Source organism: Roseateles sp. P2_H4 (assembly GCF_056403315.1).
In genome coordinates this window covers 1-16,629 of record NZ_JBFUFR010000027.1, presented here as the reverse complement: position 1 = coordinate 16,629, position 16,629 = coordinate 1, and the positions used below count along the sequence as shown (strand labels likewise).

14 protein-coding genes and 1 pseudogene are annotated in these 16,629 nt (G+C 70.0%); 10 read left to right on the top strand and 5 right to left on the bottom strand.

All coding sequences use genetic code 11. The annotated features are described in order from the left end of the window. The first annotated feature begins 2 nt into the window (after positions 1 to 2). The 6 genes from AC1DW3_RS19715 to AC1DW3_RS19690 all read left to right on the top strand — a co-directional run bounded on the left by AC1DW3_RS19715 (position 3) and on the right by AC1DW3_RS19690 (position 6,921). Positions 3 to 2,720, top strand: a complete 2,718-nt coding sequence (locus AC1DW3_RS19715) for a DUF2339 domain-containing protein (protein ID WP_477934039.1) — start codon at positions 3 to 5, stop codon at positions 2,718 to 2,720. Continuing rightward, entirely contained in the window at positions 2,698 to 3,969 is a 1,272-nt protein-coding gene (locus tag AC1DW3_RS19710) for a DUF3999 family protein (RefSeq protein WP_477934037.1), read from the top strand. The genes AC1DW3_RS19715 and AC1DW3_RS19710 overlap by 23 nt, the downstream gene beginning before the upstream one ends. A gap of 96 nt (positions 3,970 to 4,065) precedes the next feature. Next, complete coding sequence (eno, locus tag AC1DW3_RS19705) at positions 4,066 to 5,352, top strand: phosphopyruvate hydratase (protein WP_477934035.1); 1,287 nt, start codon at positions 4,066 to 4,068, stop codon at positions 5,350 to 5,352. Positions 5,353 to 5,355: 3 nt separating this feature from the next. Further along, a complete protein-coding gene (locus AC1DW3_RS19700; protein WP_477934033.1) occupies positions 5,356 to 5,661 on the top strand; it encodes a septum formation initiator family protein in 306 nt (101 codons plus the stop codon). Next, complete coding sequence (pnuC, locus tag AC1DW3_RS19695) at positions 5,661 to 6,269, top strand: nicotinamide riboside transporter PnuC (protein ID WP_477934031.1); 609 nt, start codon at positions 5,661 to 5,663, stop codon at positions 6,267 to 6,269. Before AC1DW3_RS19700 ends, pnuC begins: the two co-directional genes overlap by 1 nt. 133 nt (positions 6,270 to 6,402) lie before the next feature. Then, entirely contained in the window at positions 6,403 to 6,921 is a 519-nt protein-coding gene (locus AC1DW3_RS19690; protein WP_477934029.1) for an AAA family ATPase, read from the top strand. A 15-nt stretch (positions 6,922 to 6,936) separates the two neighbouring features. Here the strand turns inward: AC1DW3_RS19690 and AC1DW3_RS19685 are convergent, their stop codons facing one another. Beyond that, a complete protein-coding gene (locus AC1DW3_RS19685; protein WP_477934027.1) occupies positions 6,937 to 7,407 on the bottom strand; it encodes a hypothetical protein in 471 nt (156 codons plus the stop codon). A 175-nt stretch (positions 7,408 to 7,582) separates the two neighbouring features. After that, positions 7,583 to 8,434 carry an NAD(P)H-binding protein gene (locus AC1DW3_RS19680; RefSeq protein WP_477934025.1) on the bottom strand — a complete coding sequence of 284 codons (852 nt, stop codon included), beginning with the start codon at positions 8,432 to 8,434 and terminating at the stop codon, positions 7,583 to 7,585. Between the two features lie 109 nt (positions 8,435 to 8,543). Here AC1DW3_RS19680 and AC1DW3_RS19675 point away from each other — a divergent pair, with 109 nt between their 5' ends. After that, a complete protein-coding gene (locus AC1DW3_RS19675; RefSeq protein ID WP_477934023.1) occupies positions 8,544 to 9,530 on the top strand; it encodes a LysR family transcriptional regulator in 987 nt (328 codons plus the stop codon). Here AC1DW3_RS19675 and AC1DW3_RS19670 read toward each other — a convergent pair. The 3 genes from AC1DW3_RS19670 to AC1DW3_RS19660 all read right to left on the bottom strand — a co-directional run bounded on the left by AC1DW3_RS19670 (position 9,457) and on the right by AC1DW3_RS19660 (position 14,649). Then, positions 9,457 to 12,963 (bottom strand): hypothetical protein, encoded by a 3,507-nt coding sequence (locus tag AC1DW3_RS19670; protein WP_477934021.1) that lies wholly within the window; start codon positions 12,961 to 12,963, stop codon positions 9,457 to 9,459. The genes AC1DW3_RS19675 and AC1DW3_RS19670 overlap by 74 nt on opposite strands. Positions 12,964 to 13,093: 130 nt before the next feature. Next, positions 13,094 to 14,128 carry an Hsp33 family molecular chaperone HslO gene (gene hslO, locus AC1DW3_RS19665; RefSeq protein ID WP_477934019.1) on the bottom strand — a complete coding sequence of 345 codons (1,035 nt, stop codon included), beginning with the start codon at positions 14,126 to 14,128 and terminating at the stop codon, positions 13,094 to 13,096. Next, positions 14,125 to 14,649, bottom strand: coding sequence for a gamma carbonic anhydrase family protein (locus AC1DW3_RS19660; protein WP_477934017.1), 525 nt, complete (start codon positions 14,647 to 14,649; stop codon positions 14,125 to 14,127). Before AC1DW3_RS19660 ends, hslO begins: the two co-directional genes overlap by 4 nt. A 42-nt stretch (positions 14,650 to 14,691) precedes the next feature. Between AC1DW3_RS19660 and AC1DW3_RS19655 the strand changes: the two genes are divergently transcribed. From AC1DW3_RS19655 to AC1DW3_RS19645, 3 genes and pseudogenes are all read left to right on the top strand, one after another. After that, positions 14,692 to 15,480: a ferritin-like domain-containing protein gene (locus tag AC1DW3_RS19655; protein ID WP_477934016.1), complete on the top strand. Its 789-nt coding sequence runs from the start codon at positions 14,692 to 14,694 to the stop codon at positions 15,478 to 15,480. Then, the gene (locus AC1DW3_RS19650; RefSeq protein WP_477934014.1) at positions 15,480 to 16,397 is read left to right on the top strand and encodes a DMT family transporter; all 918 of its coding nucleotides are present in this window, start codon (positions 15,480 to 15,482) and stop codon (positions 16,395 to 16,397) included. The genes AC1DW3_RS19655 and AC1DW3_RS19650 overlap by 1 nt, the downstream gene beginning before the upstream one ends. 35 nt (positions 16,398 to 16,432) lie before the next feature. Beyond that, positions 16,433 to 16,629: pseudogene (locus AC1DW3_RS19645) on the top strand (omega-aminotransferase AptA); the annotation flags it as partial.

Here is a 16,629-nt window from a genome sequence, read left to right as displayed (position 1 = left end):
GCGTGGCCATCGTCGTCGCACTGCTGCTGGGCGCGCTGGTTGGCGGCCTGGCCCTGGAAAGCGCGGGGGGCGCGCTTCTCGGTGCCGCCATCGCCTGGCTGGGCTGGCGTCAGATTCAGCAAGGGCGGCGCATCGCCAGCCTGGAGCAGCAGCTGACAGCACGCACCCCCGCGAACCTGCCGGCGACCGCAGCCGCGCCGGCGGTGGTGCTTCCCCAGCCCGTCCCGACACCCTCGCCCACCGCCGAGGCCGCGCCGTCGCGGGATGAAGCAGCAGCCGCCGTGCCGGAAGCGCCGGTCATCACGACACCCGTCGTCGCCGCACTGCCACCTCCTCGTCCCCAAGCCGAGCCCGCCCCACCTGCCCCGGCGCAGGCACCGCGCCGACCCATCCCCATGCCCGCCTGGGCCCAGCGCATCGCGGCGGCCAACACCATCGTCAAGGTCGGGCTGGCGATGCTCTTCCTCGGTCTCGTCTTCCTGGCCCGCTTCGCGGCGGAGAACGTCACCGTGCCGCTGGAAGTGCGCCTGGCCGGCATCGGCGCGACGGGCGTCGCGCTGCTGGTGGTCGGCTGGCGGCTGCGCCTTCGCTCGCGCGGCTACGGCTTGCTGCTGCAGGGCGGCGGCGTGGCGGTCGTCTACCTGACGCTGTTTGCCGCCGTGAAGCTGGCTGGCCTGGAACCGCTGGCCCTGGTGTTCGCGCTGATGCTGGCCGTCTCGCTGCTGGCGGCACTGCTGGCCGTGCGGCAGGACGCGCAGGCGCTGGCCGTCATTGCGGCTCTCGGCGGCTACGCCACGCCGCTGCTGCTGTCCACCGGCGGCGGCGCCATCGCCATGCTGCTGGGCTATGACTTCGTGCTTGGCCTGGGCGTGGCGCTGGTCGCCTGGTTCAAGCACTGGCCGCGCCTGAACCTGATCGCCTTTGGCTTCACGGCCCTCATTGCCAGCGCCTGGGGACTGACGGCCTATACGCCCGCCGACTACGCCGTCGCCCAGGGCTTTTTGATCGCCTTCTGGCTGCTGTTCACCGCCGTGCTGTTGATGCCGGGCCGCCGCGCGAAAAACCCGATTCAGCCCGAGGTCTGGCTGCAGGCCACGCTGCTGTTCGGTGTGCCCGTCTTCGGCTCAGGGATGCAGTACGCGCTGCTCAAGCCCGATTCCATGGCTATCGCCCTGGCTGCGCTGCTGGTCGGCGGCGCCTATGTGGGCCTGGCGGCCTGGGCGCGGCGCCGCCCGGCCCACGCCCTCGTGTTCGAGGCCTTCATCGCGCTGGGCGCCGTCTTCGGCACGCTGGTCATTCCATTCGCCCTCAGCGCCGAGGCCACGGCGGGCGCCTGGGCGCTGGAAGGCCTGGGCGCCGTGTGGCTGGGCCTGCGCCAGGCCCGGCTGCGCGTGCTGGCCACCGGCCTGGCGCTGATGGTGCTGGGCGGCTTCACGCTGATGATGGCCCTGTCCCGGTATGACGCTGCGGGCCTGCATGCCCCGTCACAGCTGCTGAACGCTGTGCTGATCGCGGCGGCCGGCCTGGGTGCGGCGCGTTTCCTGGGCCGTGACGACAGCCGCCCCCTGCATGCGCCGGGTGCCTTCGCGCTGGTCGGCTGGGGGACGGTGTGGCTGGCAGTCGCGGCAGGGGTCGTGCTCGATCGATGGGTGCCGGAGCCTCACGTCTGGGCCGTCAGCCTCGCGCTGATCGCAGCGGGCAGTGCCGTGCTGCTGGGCCTGCAGGCACTGTGGCGCTGGCCCACGGTGGCCTGGCCGACAGCGCTGCTGCTGCCTGCCTGGGCCGTGCTCGGCGCCCTCGGCGCCTTCCTGCATGACGCACCACTGTCGGCCGGCGGCGTCTGGGCGCTGCCGCTGGCCTGGGTCGCGCAGGCGCTGGTGCTGCAGCGCACGGCGCCGCATTGGCCCAAGCCGCTGCGCGAAGCCACGCACGCCGGCAGCCTGCTGGCCTTCGCGCTGCTCGGTGCGCTGCAGGGCAGCTACTGGACGGCCGACCTCGGCGATCCTGGCAGTGCCTGGGGCTGGCTGGGCTGGCTGCTGGTGCCAGCGCTGCTGCTGGCCGTCGTGCTGCGCCAGTTGCGCAATGCCCCTGACCAGCAAGCCTGGCCGCTGCGCCTGGCGCCCACGGCCTATGCCCAGATGGGTGCCGCCGTGCTGAGCCTGGCGCTGTGCGCCTGGGTGCTGATCGCCAACTGGGCCAGCCCCGGCAATGCCCAGCCGCTGCCCTACATCCCGGTGCTGAACCCGCTGGACCTCGGTATTGCCGCCGCGCTGCTGGCCGTCGTCGCCTGGCTGCGCAGCCCGGCCGCGGCCGCCGTCGGGCTGCCACCCGCCTCGCTGGCCGTACCGGCGGGCCTGGCCTTCCTGTGGCTCAACGGCATGCTGATCCGCAGCTTCCACCACTGGGGCGGCGTGCCCTACCACGTCGACGGCTGGCTCGAGTCGCGCGGCGTGCAGACCGGCCTGGCCCTGCTGTGGAGCACGCTGGCCCTGGTGTTGATGCTGCTGGGCACGCGCCGCCATCAACGCATGCCCTGGCTGGCCGGCGCGGTGCTGCTGGGCGGCGTCGTGCTGAAGCTGATGCTGTTCGACCTGCAGGGCAGCGGCACCGTGCTGCGCATCGTCTCCTTCATCGGCGTGGGCGTGTTGATGCTGGTCATCGGCTACGTCGCGCCCCTGCCCGGGTCTTCTTCACACGATGAGAAAAAGCCTGTTGCTTGAGCTGCTGGTGCTGCTGGCGGCCACTTCGGCCGCCGCCGCCCCGTACCGCGCGCCGGTGCAGATCACCCAGCCCGCGCCCTTCCTGACGCTGGAGGCCACGGCCGAGGCCTGGCAGCACAGCCTGGGCAGCGACCTGCGCGACTGGCAGTTGCTCGACGCCCAGGGCCGGCGCGTGCCGTTCGCGCTGCTGCCTGACAACCTGCTCGCCACACCCGAGCGCGAGTTGAAGCTGTTCGCGTTGCCGCCCGCACCCACCACGGTCGCCTCCGCGCCGCCCAACCGCGCGCCCGCCGGCTGGCTGCTGGACCTGGGCGAGCCCGCAGCCTGGCCCGCCGAGCCCCGCCAGCTGCGGCTGCGCTGGCCCGAGGCTGCCGCGCCCTTCCAGGCCGGCTACCGGCTCGAGACCAGTGCCGACCTGCAGTCCTGGCAATGGCTGGGCACCGGCCAGCTGCTGGGCCTGCGCACGACCGAGGGCGCGCCGCTGGCACAGCCCCTGGTGGCCCTGCCGGGTCGCCCGCTGCGCTATCTGCGCCTGGTGTGGGACGACGCCGCGCGCGCCGTGCAGCCTGACGCCGCCACACTGCTGGCCCAGCCCGCGGGCGCCGGCCCCCAGCAGACGACCCGCACCGCCGCCCTGCCCGCACCCGATGCCGACGGCGGCTGGGTCATCCCCCTCGGCGGCCCGCAGCCGCTCATGAGCCTGACACTGGCCGGCAACCAGGGCACCTGGGTGTTGCCCGTGCAGGTCCAGACCCGCGCCAGCGCCAAGTCGCCCTGGCAGACGGTGGCCCGCAGCGTCTTCTACCGCGTCGACCGCGGCCCCGCGCCGGCCGACACGGCGCCCGCCCTGGCCCTGGGGCTGGGCGCCAGCGAGCTGCGCCTGCTGCCGCCGCCAGGCACCGCGCTGCCGCCGGCCAACAGCCTGCGCCTGGACTGGAGCGTGCGTGTGACCCGCGTCGTCTGGGCCGCCCAGGGCGAGCCGCCGTTCAGCCTGCAGGTGGGTGCCGCAGCGCCCGAGACCGGCCCGCGCCCGCTGGCCGACGTGGTGCCCGACTGGTCGCGCGAGCAGGCGCGCCTGGGCCAGTCTCAGCTGGGGGCGTTCACGCCGCAGGCGACGACAGCAAGCGCTGAACCCGCCCTGCCCCCACGCCGCCTGCTGCTGTGGGCGGTGCTGGGCGTAGGCGTCGTGCTGCTGGCGGCCGTCACCTGGCGGCTGTGGCGCCAGGGACCGCAGACCACCAGCACTTAAACTCCGGCCCCAACGCCCCGGCCGCTTGTTGTGACACGGTAACGCCCGCTTGGCACACTTCTGCCCGCCCGATTTTTCACTTCCTGGAGACACTGAATGAGCGCCATCGTTGACATCGTCGGTCGAGAAATCCTCGACAGCCGCGGCAACCCCACCGTCGAATGCGACGTGCTGCTGGAGTCCGGCGTCATGGGCCGTGCGGCCGTGCCCTCGGGCGCATCCACGGGTTCGCGTGAAGCCATCGAGCTGCGCGACGGCGACAAGAGCCGCTACCTGGGCAAGGGCGTGCTGAAGGCCGTCGAGCACATCAACACCGAGATCTCCGAGGCCGTGCTAGGCCTGGACGCCTCCGAGCAGGCCTTCCTGGACAAGACGCTGATCGACCTGGACGGCACCGAGAACAAGAGCCGCCTGGGCGCCAACGCCATGCTGGCCGTGTCGATGGCCGTGGCCCGCGCCGCAGCCGAAGAGTCCGGCCTGCCGCTGTACCGCTACTTCGGCGGCATGAACGGCAACCAGTTGCCCGTGCCGATGATGAACGTCATCAACGGCGGCGCCCACGCCAACAACTCGCTGGACCTGCAGGAGCTGATGATCGTCCCCGTGGGCGCGCCGAGCTTCCGCGAGGCCCTGCGCTGGGGCGCCGAGGTCTTCCACGCGCTGAAGAAGATCCTGCACGACAAGCACATCTCCACCGCCGTCGGCGACGAAGGCGGCTTCGCGCCCAGCGTCGAAAGCCATGAGGCGGCCATCCAGCTGATCCTGCAGGCCATCGACAAGGCCGGCTACCGCGCCGGCGACCAGATCGCCATCGCCCTGGACTGCGCCGCCAGCGAGTTCTACAAGGACGGCAAATACGTGCTCGAAGGCGAAGGCGGCATCCAGCTGAGCTCGCAGGAGTGGACCGACATGCTGGCCACCTGGGTCGACAAATACCCCATCATCTCCATCGAAGACGGCATGGCCGAAGGCGACTGGGACGGCTGGAAGATCCTGACCGACCGCCTGGGCAAGAACGTGCAGATCGTCGGCGACGACCTGTTCGTCACCAACACCAAGATCCTGCAGGAAGGCATTGCCAAGGGCATCGCCAACTCCATCCTGATCAAGATCAACCAGATCGGCACGCTGACCGAGACCTTCGCCGCCATCGAGATGGCCAAGCGCGCCGGCTACACGGCCGTCATCTCGCACCGCTCGGGCGAGACCGAGGACAGCACCATCTCCGACATCGCCGTCGGCCTCAACGCCGGCCAGATCAAGACGGGCTCGCTGTCGCGCTCGGACCGCATGGCCAAGTACAACCAGCTGCTGCGCATCGAAGAAGACCTGGGCGACGTCGCCGTCTACCCCGGCCGTGCTGCCTTCTACAACCTCAAGTAAATCTTGAAGGTTCTTGCCGCGGTCCTGGCCATCTTCCTGATCGCCATCCAAGCCCAGCTCTGGGTGGGCCGGGGCAGCATTCCGCACGTCGCTCAGCTCCGCACGGAGCTGGGCAAGGCCCAGGCCGACAACGACAAGGCCCGGGCCCGCAATGCCCAGCTGCAGGCCGAACTGCGTGATCTGCGCGAGGGCCTGGAGATGGTCGAGGAGAAGGCCCGCTTCGAGCTGGGCATGATCAAGTCCGACGAAGTCTTCGTGCCTATCGCGGCAGGTACAGCACCGACCGCCGCCTCGTCAGTCAAGCGCTGATGCTTGCCACCCTCTGGGCGGCGCTGCTCGCGCCGGCCTTTTCAGCCTTCGGCAGCCCCATCTCCTGGCTGGAGCTGGTGGCCTTCGTGCTGGCCGTCTGGATGGTGGTCTGCAATATGCGCGTCCACCTGCTGGCCTGGCCGCTGGCCCTGATCAGCTCGCTGATGTATTTCGCGCTGTTCTGGGACGGCAAGCTCTATGGCGAGGCCGCACTGCAACTGGTGTTCGCCGCACTGGCGCTGTGGGGCTGGTGGCAATGGCGTTTTGGCCGCACCCGCGAGGGCGAGGTCCTGAAGGTGCGGCGCCTGGGCTTGGCAGGCCTGCTCAGGCCCGCGCTGCTGACGCTGGCGGCCTGGCCGCTGCTCGGCCTCTTCCTGGCCAAGGTGACCGACAGCCCCCTGCCCTATTGGGACGCCTTCCCGACCGTGGCCAGCCTGCTCGGCCAGTGGTTGCTGGCGCGCAAATACGAAGAGAACTGGCCGACCTGGATCGTCGTCAACGTGGTCAGCGTCGTGCTGTTCGGCCTCAAGGGCTATTGGCTGACGGTCATCCTCTATGCCGGCTTCATCCCGATGAGTGTCATCGGCTGGCGTGCGTGGAGAAAATGAGCTCACCCCCTACGCGCTACGCGCGCCCCCTTCGAGGGGGCACTGCCAGTGGCCCGGCAAAGCCGGTTCCACGGCAGTCGCTTGGCCAGTCACCGCACGGCAAGCTTGGTCACGCGCAACTTGCGGAGTCGGCATGGCAAGAGTGATTGCCTTGTTGGGCGCGGAATGCACCGGAAAATCCACGCTGGCCCCGGCGCTGGCGCGGCATTTCGGCGCCGGTCTCGTCACCGAATACCTGCGCGAATGGTGCGACAGCCATGGCCGCACGCCGCTGCAGCACGAGCAGGCCCACATCGCCGCCGAGCAGGCCGCGCGCATAGCGGCCGCATCGCGCGAGCATGAGCTGGTGATCTGCGACACGACGCCGCTGATCACCGCGCTGTGCAGCCAGCATTACTTCAATGATGACGCGCTGCTGGCCGACGCCCTCGCCTTCCAGCGCCGCTGCGATCTGACCTTGCTGTGCGCACCTGATCTGCCGTGGGAGGCCGATGGCTTCCTGCGCGACGGGCCGGAGGTACGGGCGCGCTTCGACGCCCGCCTGCGTGCAGCCCTGGCGGGCCAGGGCCTGCCATGGATCGATATCCATGGCAGCACGCAGGCCGAGCGACTGGCGCTGGCCGTGCATGCCGTGAAGGGATCCCCCGGCTGAAGCGACCGGAAGGCCTCACTGCGCCCGCAACTGCCCCAGCGCGTCGACGGAGCGATTGACGGCGCGGTCCAGCGTCGCGGCCAGTGGGGTGCCGGCATGGTCGGCCGAGATCGCCGACAGCTTGGCTGCAAAACCCAGATGCAGTTCCGCATACCAGTTGGGGTGAGGATCGGGCTCGGGCACCGGCGGCCAGTGGATGGGCCACTTGATCTTGCGCGGCTGCGTCGGGCACCAGTCGTCCAGGTCCTGGTTCATCGTCTTCCAGGCCAGGCCAAGGCGGTCGCTCACCCAGGCCATGTGGGCGAATTCCTGCGCCAGCGCGGCGCCGATGAGCTCGGGCGGCCCGGGCGGTAGCGGCTGGGGATTCAGCGCCACGGCGCTGAAGCGATCGTGCAGCGACAGGCCCTGGGGCCCGCGCGGGATGACGTCGAAGATGGCCGGGATGCGGCGACCGATGAGGGCTAGCAGTCTTTGATCGGAGGTCATGTCCACTCCAGTGACCGGCATGGAACGGCGATACCGGGGCGCCCGACGGGGGCCTCGAACTGGGCGGCCGCTCCTAACAAGCTAGTCGCTGGGGCTGCAAACAACCATCGTATGGGCGGAGGACGGCGAGCCGCTGCGGCCAACGACCTAGGGCTTGTATTTGCCGTCAGGCGCTTCAGTCCACCAGCTTGCGAACGACCTGTTCCAGCGTCGTGCACCCCTTGCGCGACGTAGCCACGCTGAAATCTATCCAGCCTTCGTTGAAGCCGTCCAGCATGCGCATGCGGGGCTCCGGGTTGCGCATGCCGTCGCGGCGAAAGCGCGCCTCCCAGCGCTCGCGGGGCACCACTTCGGCGTGCACCGGCCGGCCCAGTGCGCTGGCCAGCGCATCCGCCAGATCCGCAGGCGCCAGACGGCGTGGCCCTTCCAGATCGACGATGCGCCGGCCCGCCCAGTTCTCCTGCAGCAGCTCAGCCGCCGCTTCGGCGACATCGGCCGTCGCCACCATGGCGACCGGCCGGTCCAGCGGCTGCAGACAGGAGGCCAGCAGGCCTGTCTCGCGCGCTGGAGCCACGTCCCAGACCAGGTTCTCGATGAACCAGGCGGCCCGAAGGAAGGTGACCGGCAGGCCCAGGCCACCCAGCATGTCCTCCATCAAGCCCAGTTGGCTCAGCAGATTGGGCTCGTCAGCCTGCGCACCGATGGTGGACAGTGCGACGACGCGACCCGGCCGGGCCACTGACAAGGCCTCGGCCAGCGCGCCGACGTGCCGGCGGGTTTCGTCGAAATCCGGCGCTGGATCGAACACCGGCGGCAGCAGCACGAAGACGGCCGTCGCACCGCGAAAGGCCTCGGTCAGCGCCGTGGCGTCATGCATTGCCGCCAAGGCCACTTGGCAGCCCCGCGCCCGCCAGGCCTCGGCCTTGTCTGCATCGCGCACAACCGCCCTGACCGGCAGGCCCGCCGCCAGCAAATGCGCGGCCAGCTGGCCGCCCACCTGCCCCGTGATTCCCGTGACTACAAACATCGCTCTCTCCTTGCCGCCCACCACGGGCCGCGTTGGAGCGGATTCTTCGGAATCCGGCGCTTCGAAGCGATAGCATGAATGTCATTTGATTCATGCGCAGCAAGCATCCATGAATTCGCTGACACCGCAACTGCTGGATGGCTTTCGCGTCATGGTGGCCATCGTCGACGCGCGCAACTTCGGGCGCGCCGGCGAGGCGCTGGACATGTCGCAGTCGGGGGTCAGCCGCGCCGTGGCGCGCCTGGAGCAGCGCCTGGCCATCCGCCTGTTCGACCGCACGACGCGCTCCGTGCGCCTCACCGACGAAGGCCGGCGCTTCTACGAACGTGTGCTGCCGCTGCTGGGCGAGCTGGCCGAGGCCGCGGAGACGGCCAGCGGCTCGGCCGCCGCCGTGCGCGGCAAGCTGCGCGTCAATATCGACCCCTTCTTCTCCCGCCTCATCCTCGGCCCGCACCTGGGCGCCTTTCTCGACACCCACCCCGAACTGGAGCTGGAGCTGCGCACGCGCGACGACCTCGGCGACCTGGTGGCCGAAGGGTTCGACCTCGCCATCCGCTTCGGCCACCCGCAGACCTCTTCGCTGGTGGCGCGCAAGCTGCTGGAGGCGCGTGTGCTGACGGTGGCGTCACCGGCCTATCTGCGCCGCTTCGGCCGGCCCGAGCACCCGCGCGACCTGCAGGCCGGCCATCGCTGCATCCTGTTTCGCGATCCGGCGACCGGCCGCCCCTTCGACTGGGAGTTCCATCAGGGTCGACGCAAGCTCGTCGTGCCCGTCGAGGGCGTGCTGACGCTCAACGATGCCGGCACCTTGCAAAGCACCTGCCTGGCCGGCCATGGCATTGCGCAGATGTTCGAGCTGGCCGAGGACGAGCTGCTGGCCGGCGGCCAGCTCGTCAACCTCTTCCCGGACTGGTCGGATGAGCGCTTTCCGCTCTATGCCTACCACCCGTCGCGCCGGCACATGCCGGCCAAGACGCGGGCCATGCTGGACTTCATCGTCGGCCTGGCGGCTTCTTCGGCCGTCAGCGGCCGAGCAGCAGGTAGTCGAACAGCTGCGTCCCGCCCGCGCCGCCCAGCGGCACCAGGATGGCCTTGAGCAGGGGCTGGTCGAAGAAGGACGCGAAGGCGCCGTGCTGCTCGTTCTCGACCTGCGCGATCAGCCGCTTGAAGGGCTCCACCAGGCCGGTCAGCGGCGCGCCGCTGCCGGCCATCCAGCGCAGGTCGGCCTGCATGGATTCGAGGGCGCGGCGGCGCGTGTTCTCGGCCGCCTGCTTGAGCAAAAAGGTCAGCCCGACCAAGACTGCGATGTAGAAGCTCACGCCCACGGCGATGGCCGGCGTCAGCGCCCAGTTGTCGAACAGCCGGCTGCGCGCCACCACCAGCAGCGCCAGCACGACGAAGGGGCCGATCACCAGCCGCGAGATGGGTGCGCTGCGCCGGGCCACCACCTGCACGTCGACCCAGTCGTCCAGCAGCGTGTGCATGGTGAAGCCGCTGCCGTCCTTGTTGCGGTCTTCCGGCTTGGCGCAGAAGCGCTGCGCCCACAAGGCCTTGTGCTCGTCGCCCAGCGCATTGGCGAACTGCGCGATGGTGTCGGGTGGGTAGTAGGTGCGGCCGGCGTTCAGATGGCGCACGAAGCGCGTCAGCAGCACCGTCGAGTCGGCCACCGCCACGATGAGCAGGGGCAGCAGCAGCATGGCCGCGTACAGCGTCACGCGCACTAGGCTGCGATGCTCCTTGCCGCGCGCCGGCACCTCGGGGATCTGGCCGTCGTTGATGCCGAAGAACAGCAGCAGCATGATGGCCAGCGTCAGCACATACCAGAACAGCGTGCGGATGAGGCGCGGCGTGGCCTCGCCGCGTTCGCCGTACTCGACCCACAGCTGCTTGAAGTCGCAGCTGAAGCCCACACCCGGCTTCCAGAACATCACGCTGGCATGGGCGAACCAGCCGCCCAGCAGCACCTTCAGGCCATGTGGCTCGGGCGGGGACAGCTTCAGCCAGTAGGAGTCGCGCTTGAGCTGCTCCTGCGTGGCGGCCCAGGTCCAGTCCAGCGTCCACAGCAGCGTGAACAGCGCCAGCAGATGAAGGAGGTGGGACGGCCAGGCACTGACGCCCTCCAGCCAGGCCGTGGGCTCGCAAGTGAGGCAAGGGGCCTTGCCCGGCAACCAGCCGCCGTGCGGCCAGGCCAGCCACATCCACGCGCCGGCAATGCCCAGCAGCAGCGCGGCCAGCACGCCCACCAGCTGCCGCCGCTCGCCGGCTTTCCAGGCCGTGAGGCCCAGCATCAAGGCGCCACCGGCCGCCAAGGCGGCCAGCAGCCGCGCGTGGCTGAAGTTCATGCGGCCGGGCAGCACGAACTCGATGAGGCTGGCCATGGCATAGGACAGCAGCACCGCATGCAGGGTGACCAGGGCGATGGCGGTGAGGTCCATGGTGCGCGGCGGGCCGCCGCTGGCACCCAGCAACACCCGGCGGGCCTGGCGCATGGAAGGCGTTGAGGGCCAGGCGAACAGCATGCAGCCGATCAGCGCCGCCATCAGCAGCGCGACGAAGATGCGCCCCGGCGCCGCCTGGTGCGGTCTGTCCAGCAAGGCATACCCCGCCAGCGGCACCATCTCCGAGCGGCCCATCTCATAGACCGAGGTGTTCTTCAGCACGCGGTCCAGGGCCCTGGCTTCGCCGGCCTTGCAGGCGTCGCTGCGGCAGCCGGCACGGCGCGCGGCGGCGTAGGTGCTGGTCTGGTAGATGTCGCGCAGCGGCGGCGTGCCGGCCTGCAGGTCGACCTCGCCCTGGGACGGCGGGTAGAAGGCCAGCGGCAGGCTGCTGGCCACCACCAGATTGCGCGTGAAGGACTGCGTGCGCGGGTGCAGATAGCGCGCGTCCATGTCCGTGGTGAAGAACATGCGATCCGAGAAGGTCTCGTGCAGGGCCTGCAGCACCAGCAGCTTGTCGTGCACGTCGTTGGCAAAGATGCCGATGGCGCCGATGGGCAGGCTGTCGTCCACGGCTTCACTGCGCTTGAGCTCGCCGCTCAGCCGGCGCAGATAGTCCAGCTGGTCGCGGCTTTCGGGCCACTCCAGCGGTGGCGCCTTGGCCGCCGCCGTGGCGAGCGCGGCAGCGGCGCTGGCTTCCTTGGTGGTGACGCCGTCGATGCCGCGAAAGAAATAGATGACCTTGAGGCTGTCCTGCAGCGCTGGCGGCAGGCAGTCGCGCAGCTGCTCCACCAGCGCCTGGGCATAGATGGAGTCGCGCTCGGCCACCACGACGATGCGGCGGTGCTTCTGCGGCAGGCGCAGCCGCACCTCCTTCACCAGGTTCTCGATCAGGTCCGCGTCGCTGCCCACGGTGCGCACCATGTGCACGGGCTGCGGCTTGCCCTTGCTGCCGACCAGGCGGCTGAAGTGCTGCGTCAGGAAGGCGTCCAGCCCGTCGTCCACCCCGGTCACGTCGCGGGCGTACTGCTGCAGCTCCGGCAGCATGCGCTCGGGCGCCGTGGACGAGGGGTTGTAGAACTCGGCCCGGGCCAGCAGGCGGTAGCCGTCCAGCACGTCGTCGGGAAGCACCTGCCTGGCGTCGATGTCCTCGCCGCGCCGCGCGCAGCGGGCGGCGTCGCTGCGCGCCACGCCGCCACCGGCGATGCCCGCGGCGTTGTTCAGGTCGGCGGCGCAGCGCAGGTCGCGCAGCGCGGTGCGCAAGGCGTCGGTGGACGATGGGCCGATGATGGCCAGGCGCGGCAGCGCGTCCTGGTGATCGTCGGCAAAGCGCACCTTGGCGCGGGTGCGGGCGGCCTTGCCCATCAGCTGCTCGGTCAGCCGGGCCACCGCGTCCAGCTTGCGCAACGGCAAGGCGGTTTCATCGACCCACAGCAAGGCCACCTGGGCGTAGCGCGACGGCGGCTCGGTGCCGTTCTCCCGGCGCAGCGACAGCAGCTCGTAGGGCACCAGATAGCCGGCGCCGACCGCCGCCTTGTCGACAGGGCCGGCCTTGCCCTCGGTATTGCCAACATTGCCGTCCAGCAGCTTGAACTCCAGCAGGCTCAGACGCTCGGCGTTGTCGGGCACGTAGTCCTGCGCCAGCAGACCCGCCAGCGTCGCGTAGCGGATGCGACGCCGCGCCTCTTCGGCGCCGACGAAATCGGCCCCCGGCATCAGCGCCAGCACGATCAGCGTGTCGTCGATGCGCTTGTTCTGGTCGCCATCCAGCCTGGACAGCAGATTGCGCGGGTCGCGCAGCTTGGGCATCAGGTTGCCGCAATCGCCGTCCACCTGCTGCGCGGCCTTGCGCTGGCGCTCGCAGCGTTCGGAACGCTCCACCTCATAGCGGCGCAGCGCGGCGAAGGGGTCTTCCCAGAGCCGGGCATTGATCTCCAGGTCGGGGTCCAGCGGCGCCTGCGCGCGCGCCTTCTCGGCCGGGCGCAGCGCGTCGAAGGCATGCGGCACCAGCTGCGTGCTGGCGACGAAGGCCATCAGCACGGCCACGCTGGCCCACGGGAAACTCCCGAACACGCCGCCCTTGGAATCCGACATCAACGCCTCCCGGCTCCCGAAAAACGGCGCCAGGAGGCGAAAGTCTCAGCTCGCCGGGGTGGCGTCAATCACTAGGACGGCGAACATCCTCAGAAGTCGGGATGCCCGTTGCCCCGTGGCGACCGCGGGCCTACTGCATCGTGGGGAAACCGCCCGTTGGATGGGTCCGTTCGTCGAACAGAGCGCCCACGTCCACCGCGTCGAAGCGGTAGTGGCGACCACAGAAATCGCAGCCGATCTCGACGTCACCGCGCTCGGCCAGCACGCTGTCGACCTCATCCCGGCCCAGGCCGCGCAGCATCTGCCCGACGCGCTCGCGCGAGCAGGTGCAGGCAAAGCGCGGCTGCTGGGGCTCGAAGCGCGTCACCGTCTCCTCCCAGAACAGGCGGCGCAGCACCGTGTCGGCGTCCAGCGTCAGCAGTTCCTCGGCGGTCAGCGTGGCGGCCAGGATGGAGATGCGGTTGAAGGCGTCGGACAGGCCGATGTCGTCTTCGTTGCTGGAACGCTGCCCCCACGCCGGCAGAGCCGGCTGCCCCCCCGGGGGGCTCGCCTCGGCTTGGGACGGCCCGGCGCCGCGTCGGCCCTCCAGATTGCCCTCCCCTTGGATGGGCAGGCGCTGGATCAGCAGGCCGGCGGCGATGTCGCCGTTGGCCGCCAGCACGAGCTTGGTGTCGAGCTGCTCGGATTGCAGCATGTAGTGCTCCAGCACCTCGCTGACCTTCTGCAGCGGCTCGCGCTGGTCGCCGTGCAGCGGCACGACGCCCTGGTAGGGCTGCTGGCCGGGGAATTTGTCCTTGGGGTCCAGCGTGATCGCGCAGCGGCCCTGGCCGTTCACATTGACCATGGCCTCCAGCGTCGCACCCGGCTCGACCGTGCCGACGCACTTGGCTGTGGCACGGAAGGCCAGGTCCGGCTGCACCTCGGCCACGGCCAGCTTGACGGGGCCGTCGCCGAACACCTGCAGCACCAGCGCACCGTTGAACTTGATGTTGGCCTGCATCAGCACGGCGGCCGCGCTCATCTCGCCGAGCAGATTGCGCAGCTCGGGCGGGTATTCGGCGCCGGGCTCGCGGCGCGACAGCACCTCTTGCCAGCCTTCGGTCAGGCGCACCAGCATGCCGCGCACCGGCAGGCCGTCGAACAGGAATTTGTGAAGCTCGCTCATCGGATTCTTTTCAGGCCGGCCGCATAGCGGCGGCCGTTGTTGACATAGTGGGCCGCGCTGGCCTTCAGCCCGGCGATCTGGGCCTCGGTCAGTTCCCTCACCACCTTGGCCGGGGCGCCGACGATCAGCGAGCCGTCGGGGAATTCCTTGCCCTCGGTCACCAGCGCCCCGGCGCCGACGACACAGTTGCGGCCGATGCGTGCGCCATTCAAGACCACGGCACCGATGCCGATGAGGCTTTCGTTACCGACCGTGCAGCCATGCAGCATGACCTGATGGCCGACCGTCACGTTCTGGCCGATGACCAGAGGAAAGCCGTGGTCGGCATGCAGCACCGAGCCGTCCTGGATGTTGCTGCCGGCGCCGATGGTGAGCGTGTCGCTGTCGCCGCGCAGCACGGCGTTGAACCAGATGCTGACGCCCTCACCCAGCATCACGCGGCCGATGACCTCGGCGCTGTCGGCGACCCAGGCCGATTCGGCCACGTCGGGGAGGTGCTCGTCGAGCTGGTAGATCGCCATCGCGGCCTCGTGCAAAAGAGGCGGATTTTAGAATCCCGCCCAATGTCCGACCTTCGCTTGGCCACGCTCGGCCCCCTCTTGATCGCCGACGCGCCCGCCAAGGCGCGCGCGACGCTGGCGCTCGACGCCTCGCTGCCCGTTGATGCGACCGCCGTCATCGCCGAGCCCGCCGGCATTCCCGGCCGCCCAGATCGGCCCCGCCTCGTCGGCCACATCACGCTCAAGCCCCCTTCGATGCGCACCCCGGCCGGCATTGCGGCCCTGGTGCACGCCATCGCCCACATCGAGCTCAACGCCATCGACCTGGCCCTGGACATCTGCTGGCGCTTTCCCGGCATGCCCGAGGCCTTCTACCGCGACTGGCTGCGCATCGCCCAGGAAGAGGCCAAGCACTTCACGCTGCTGCGCGAGCACCTGCTGACCCTGGGCTTCGACTACGGCGATTTCGACGCCCACAACGCACTGTGGGACATGGCCGAACGCACCCGGCACGATCTGCTGGCCCGCATCGCGCTGGTGCCGCGCACGCTGGAGGCACGTGGCCTGGACGCGTCGCCGGCCGTCAAGCGCAAGCTCGTCGGTGCCGGCGACCACCGCGCCGGCGAGATCCTGGACATCATCCTGCGCGACGAGATCGGCCATGTCGCGGCGGGCAACCGCTGGTATCGCTTCCTCTGCGAGCAGCGCGGGCTGGACCCGATTGCCACCTATGCCGAGCTCGCCGACCGCCACCAGGCACCCAAGCTGCGCGCGCCCTTCAACCTCGAAGCCCGCCGCGCCGCCGGCTTCGACGAGGCGGAACTGACCGCCCTCCAGCAAACCTCCTCCTGATGTCCCGCGTCCAAGCCAATCTGCTGCTCACCCTCGTCGCGCTGATCTGGGGCTCGGCCTTCGTCGCCCAGAGCCGGGGCATGGCCGACGTCGGCCCCCTGCTCTTCACCGGCGTGCGCTTCCTGATCGGTGCGGCCGTCGTGCTGCCGCTGGCGGTGCTGGAGTGGCGCCGCCTCGGTCGCGAGGGCCGGCCGTTGTCGGGGCTCGACGGCTGGCATATCGCCGGCCTGGGCGGCCTGATGACGCTGGGCGCCGTCATGCAGCAGATCGGCATCCAATACACCAGCGTGACCAACGCCGGCTTCCTGACCGCCGTCTACGTGCCGCTGGTGCCGGTGCTGGCCTGGCTGCTGCTGCGCCAGATCGCGCACTGGTCGGTCTGGCCGGCCGCGGCGGGCTGCCTGGTGGGGGCCTTCCTGCTGTCCGGCGCGCACGAGCTGAGCATCGGCCTGGGCGACCTCTGGGTGGCCGGCTCGGCCATTCCCTGGGCCCTGCATGTGCTGATGGTGGGCCGCTGGGCCGACCGCATGGGCGCGCCCTTCCTCGTCGCCAGCGGCCAGTTCGCGATTTGCGGCGGGCTATCGCTGATCGCCGCCTTCGTCATGGAGCCGGTGCGCTGGGCCGGCATCGCAGCGGCGGCCTGGCCGATCGCCTACACCGGCGTCGTGTCGGTCGGCATCGCCTTCACGGCCCAGGTCGTGGCCCAGCGCTACGCGCAGGCCGCAGACGCCGCCATCATCCTGTCGTCCGAGACGCTGTTCGCCGCCGCCTGCGGCTATCTGCTGCTGGGCGAGCGCCTGAACACCGCCGGCCTGATCGGCTGCGGCCTGATGCTCGCCTGCATCCTGCTGGTGCAACTGTTGCCTCTGGTGGGAACCCTGAGACGTCGGCAAATTCTTACAAGGCCGTCAAATTAGCTTTTAGACTTCGCTGTGCTGCACAGGAGCCCCGCATGAGCGCTGACGTTTCCAAGCTTGACGCCTACTGGATGCCGTTCACGGCCAACCGCCAGTTCAAGCAGTCCCCCCGCCTGCTGACCCAGGCCGACGGCATGTTCTTCCGCGACGACAAGGGTCGCGAGATCCTCGACGGCATCGCGGGCCTGTGGTGCGTGAACGCGGGACACAACCGCAGCAAGATCGTCAAGGC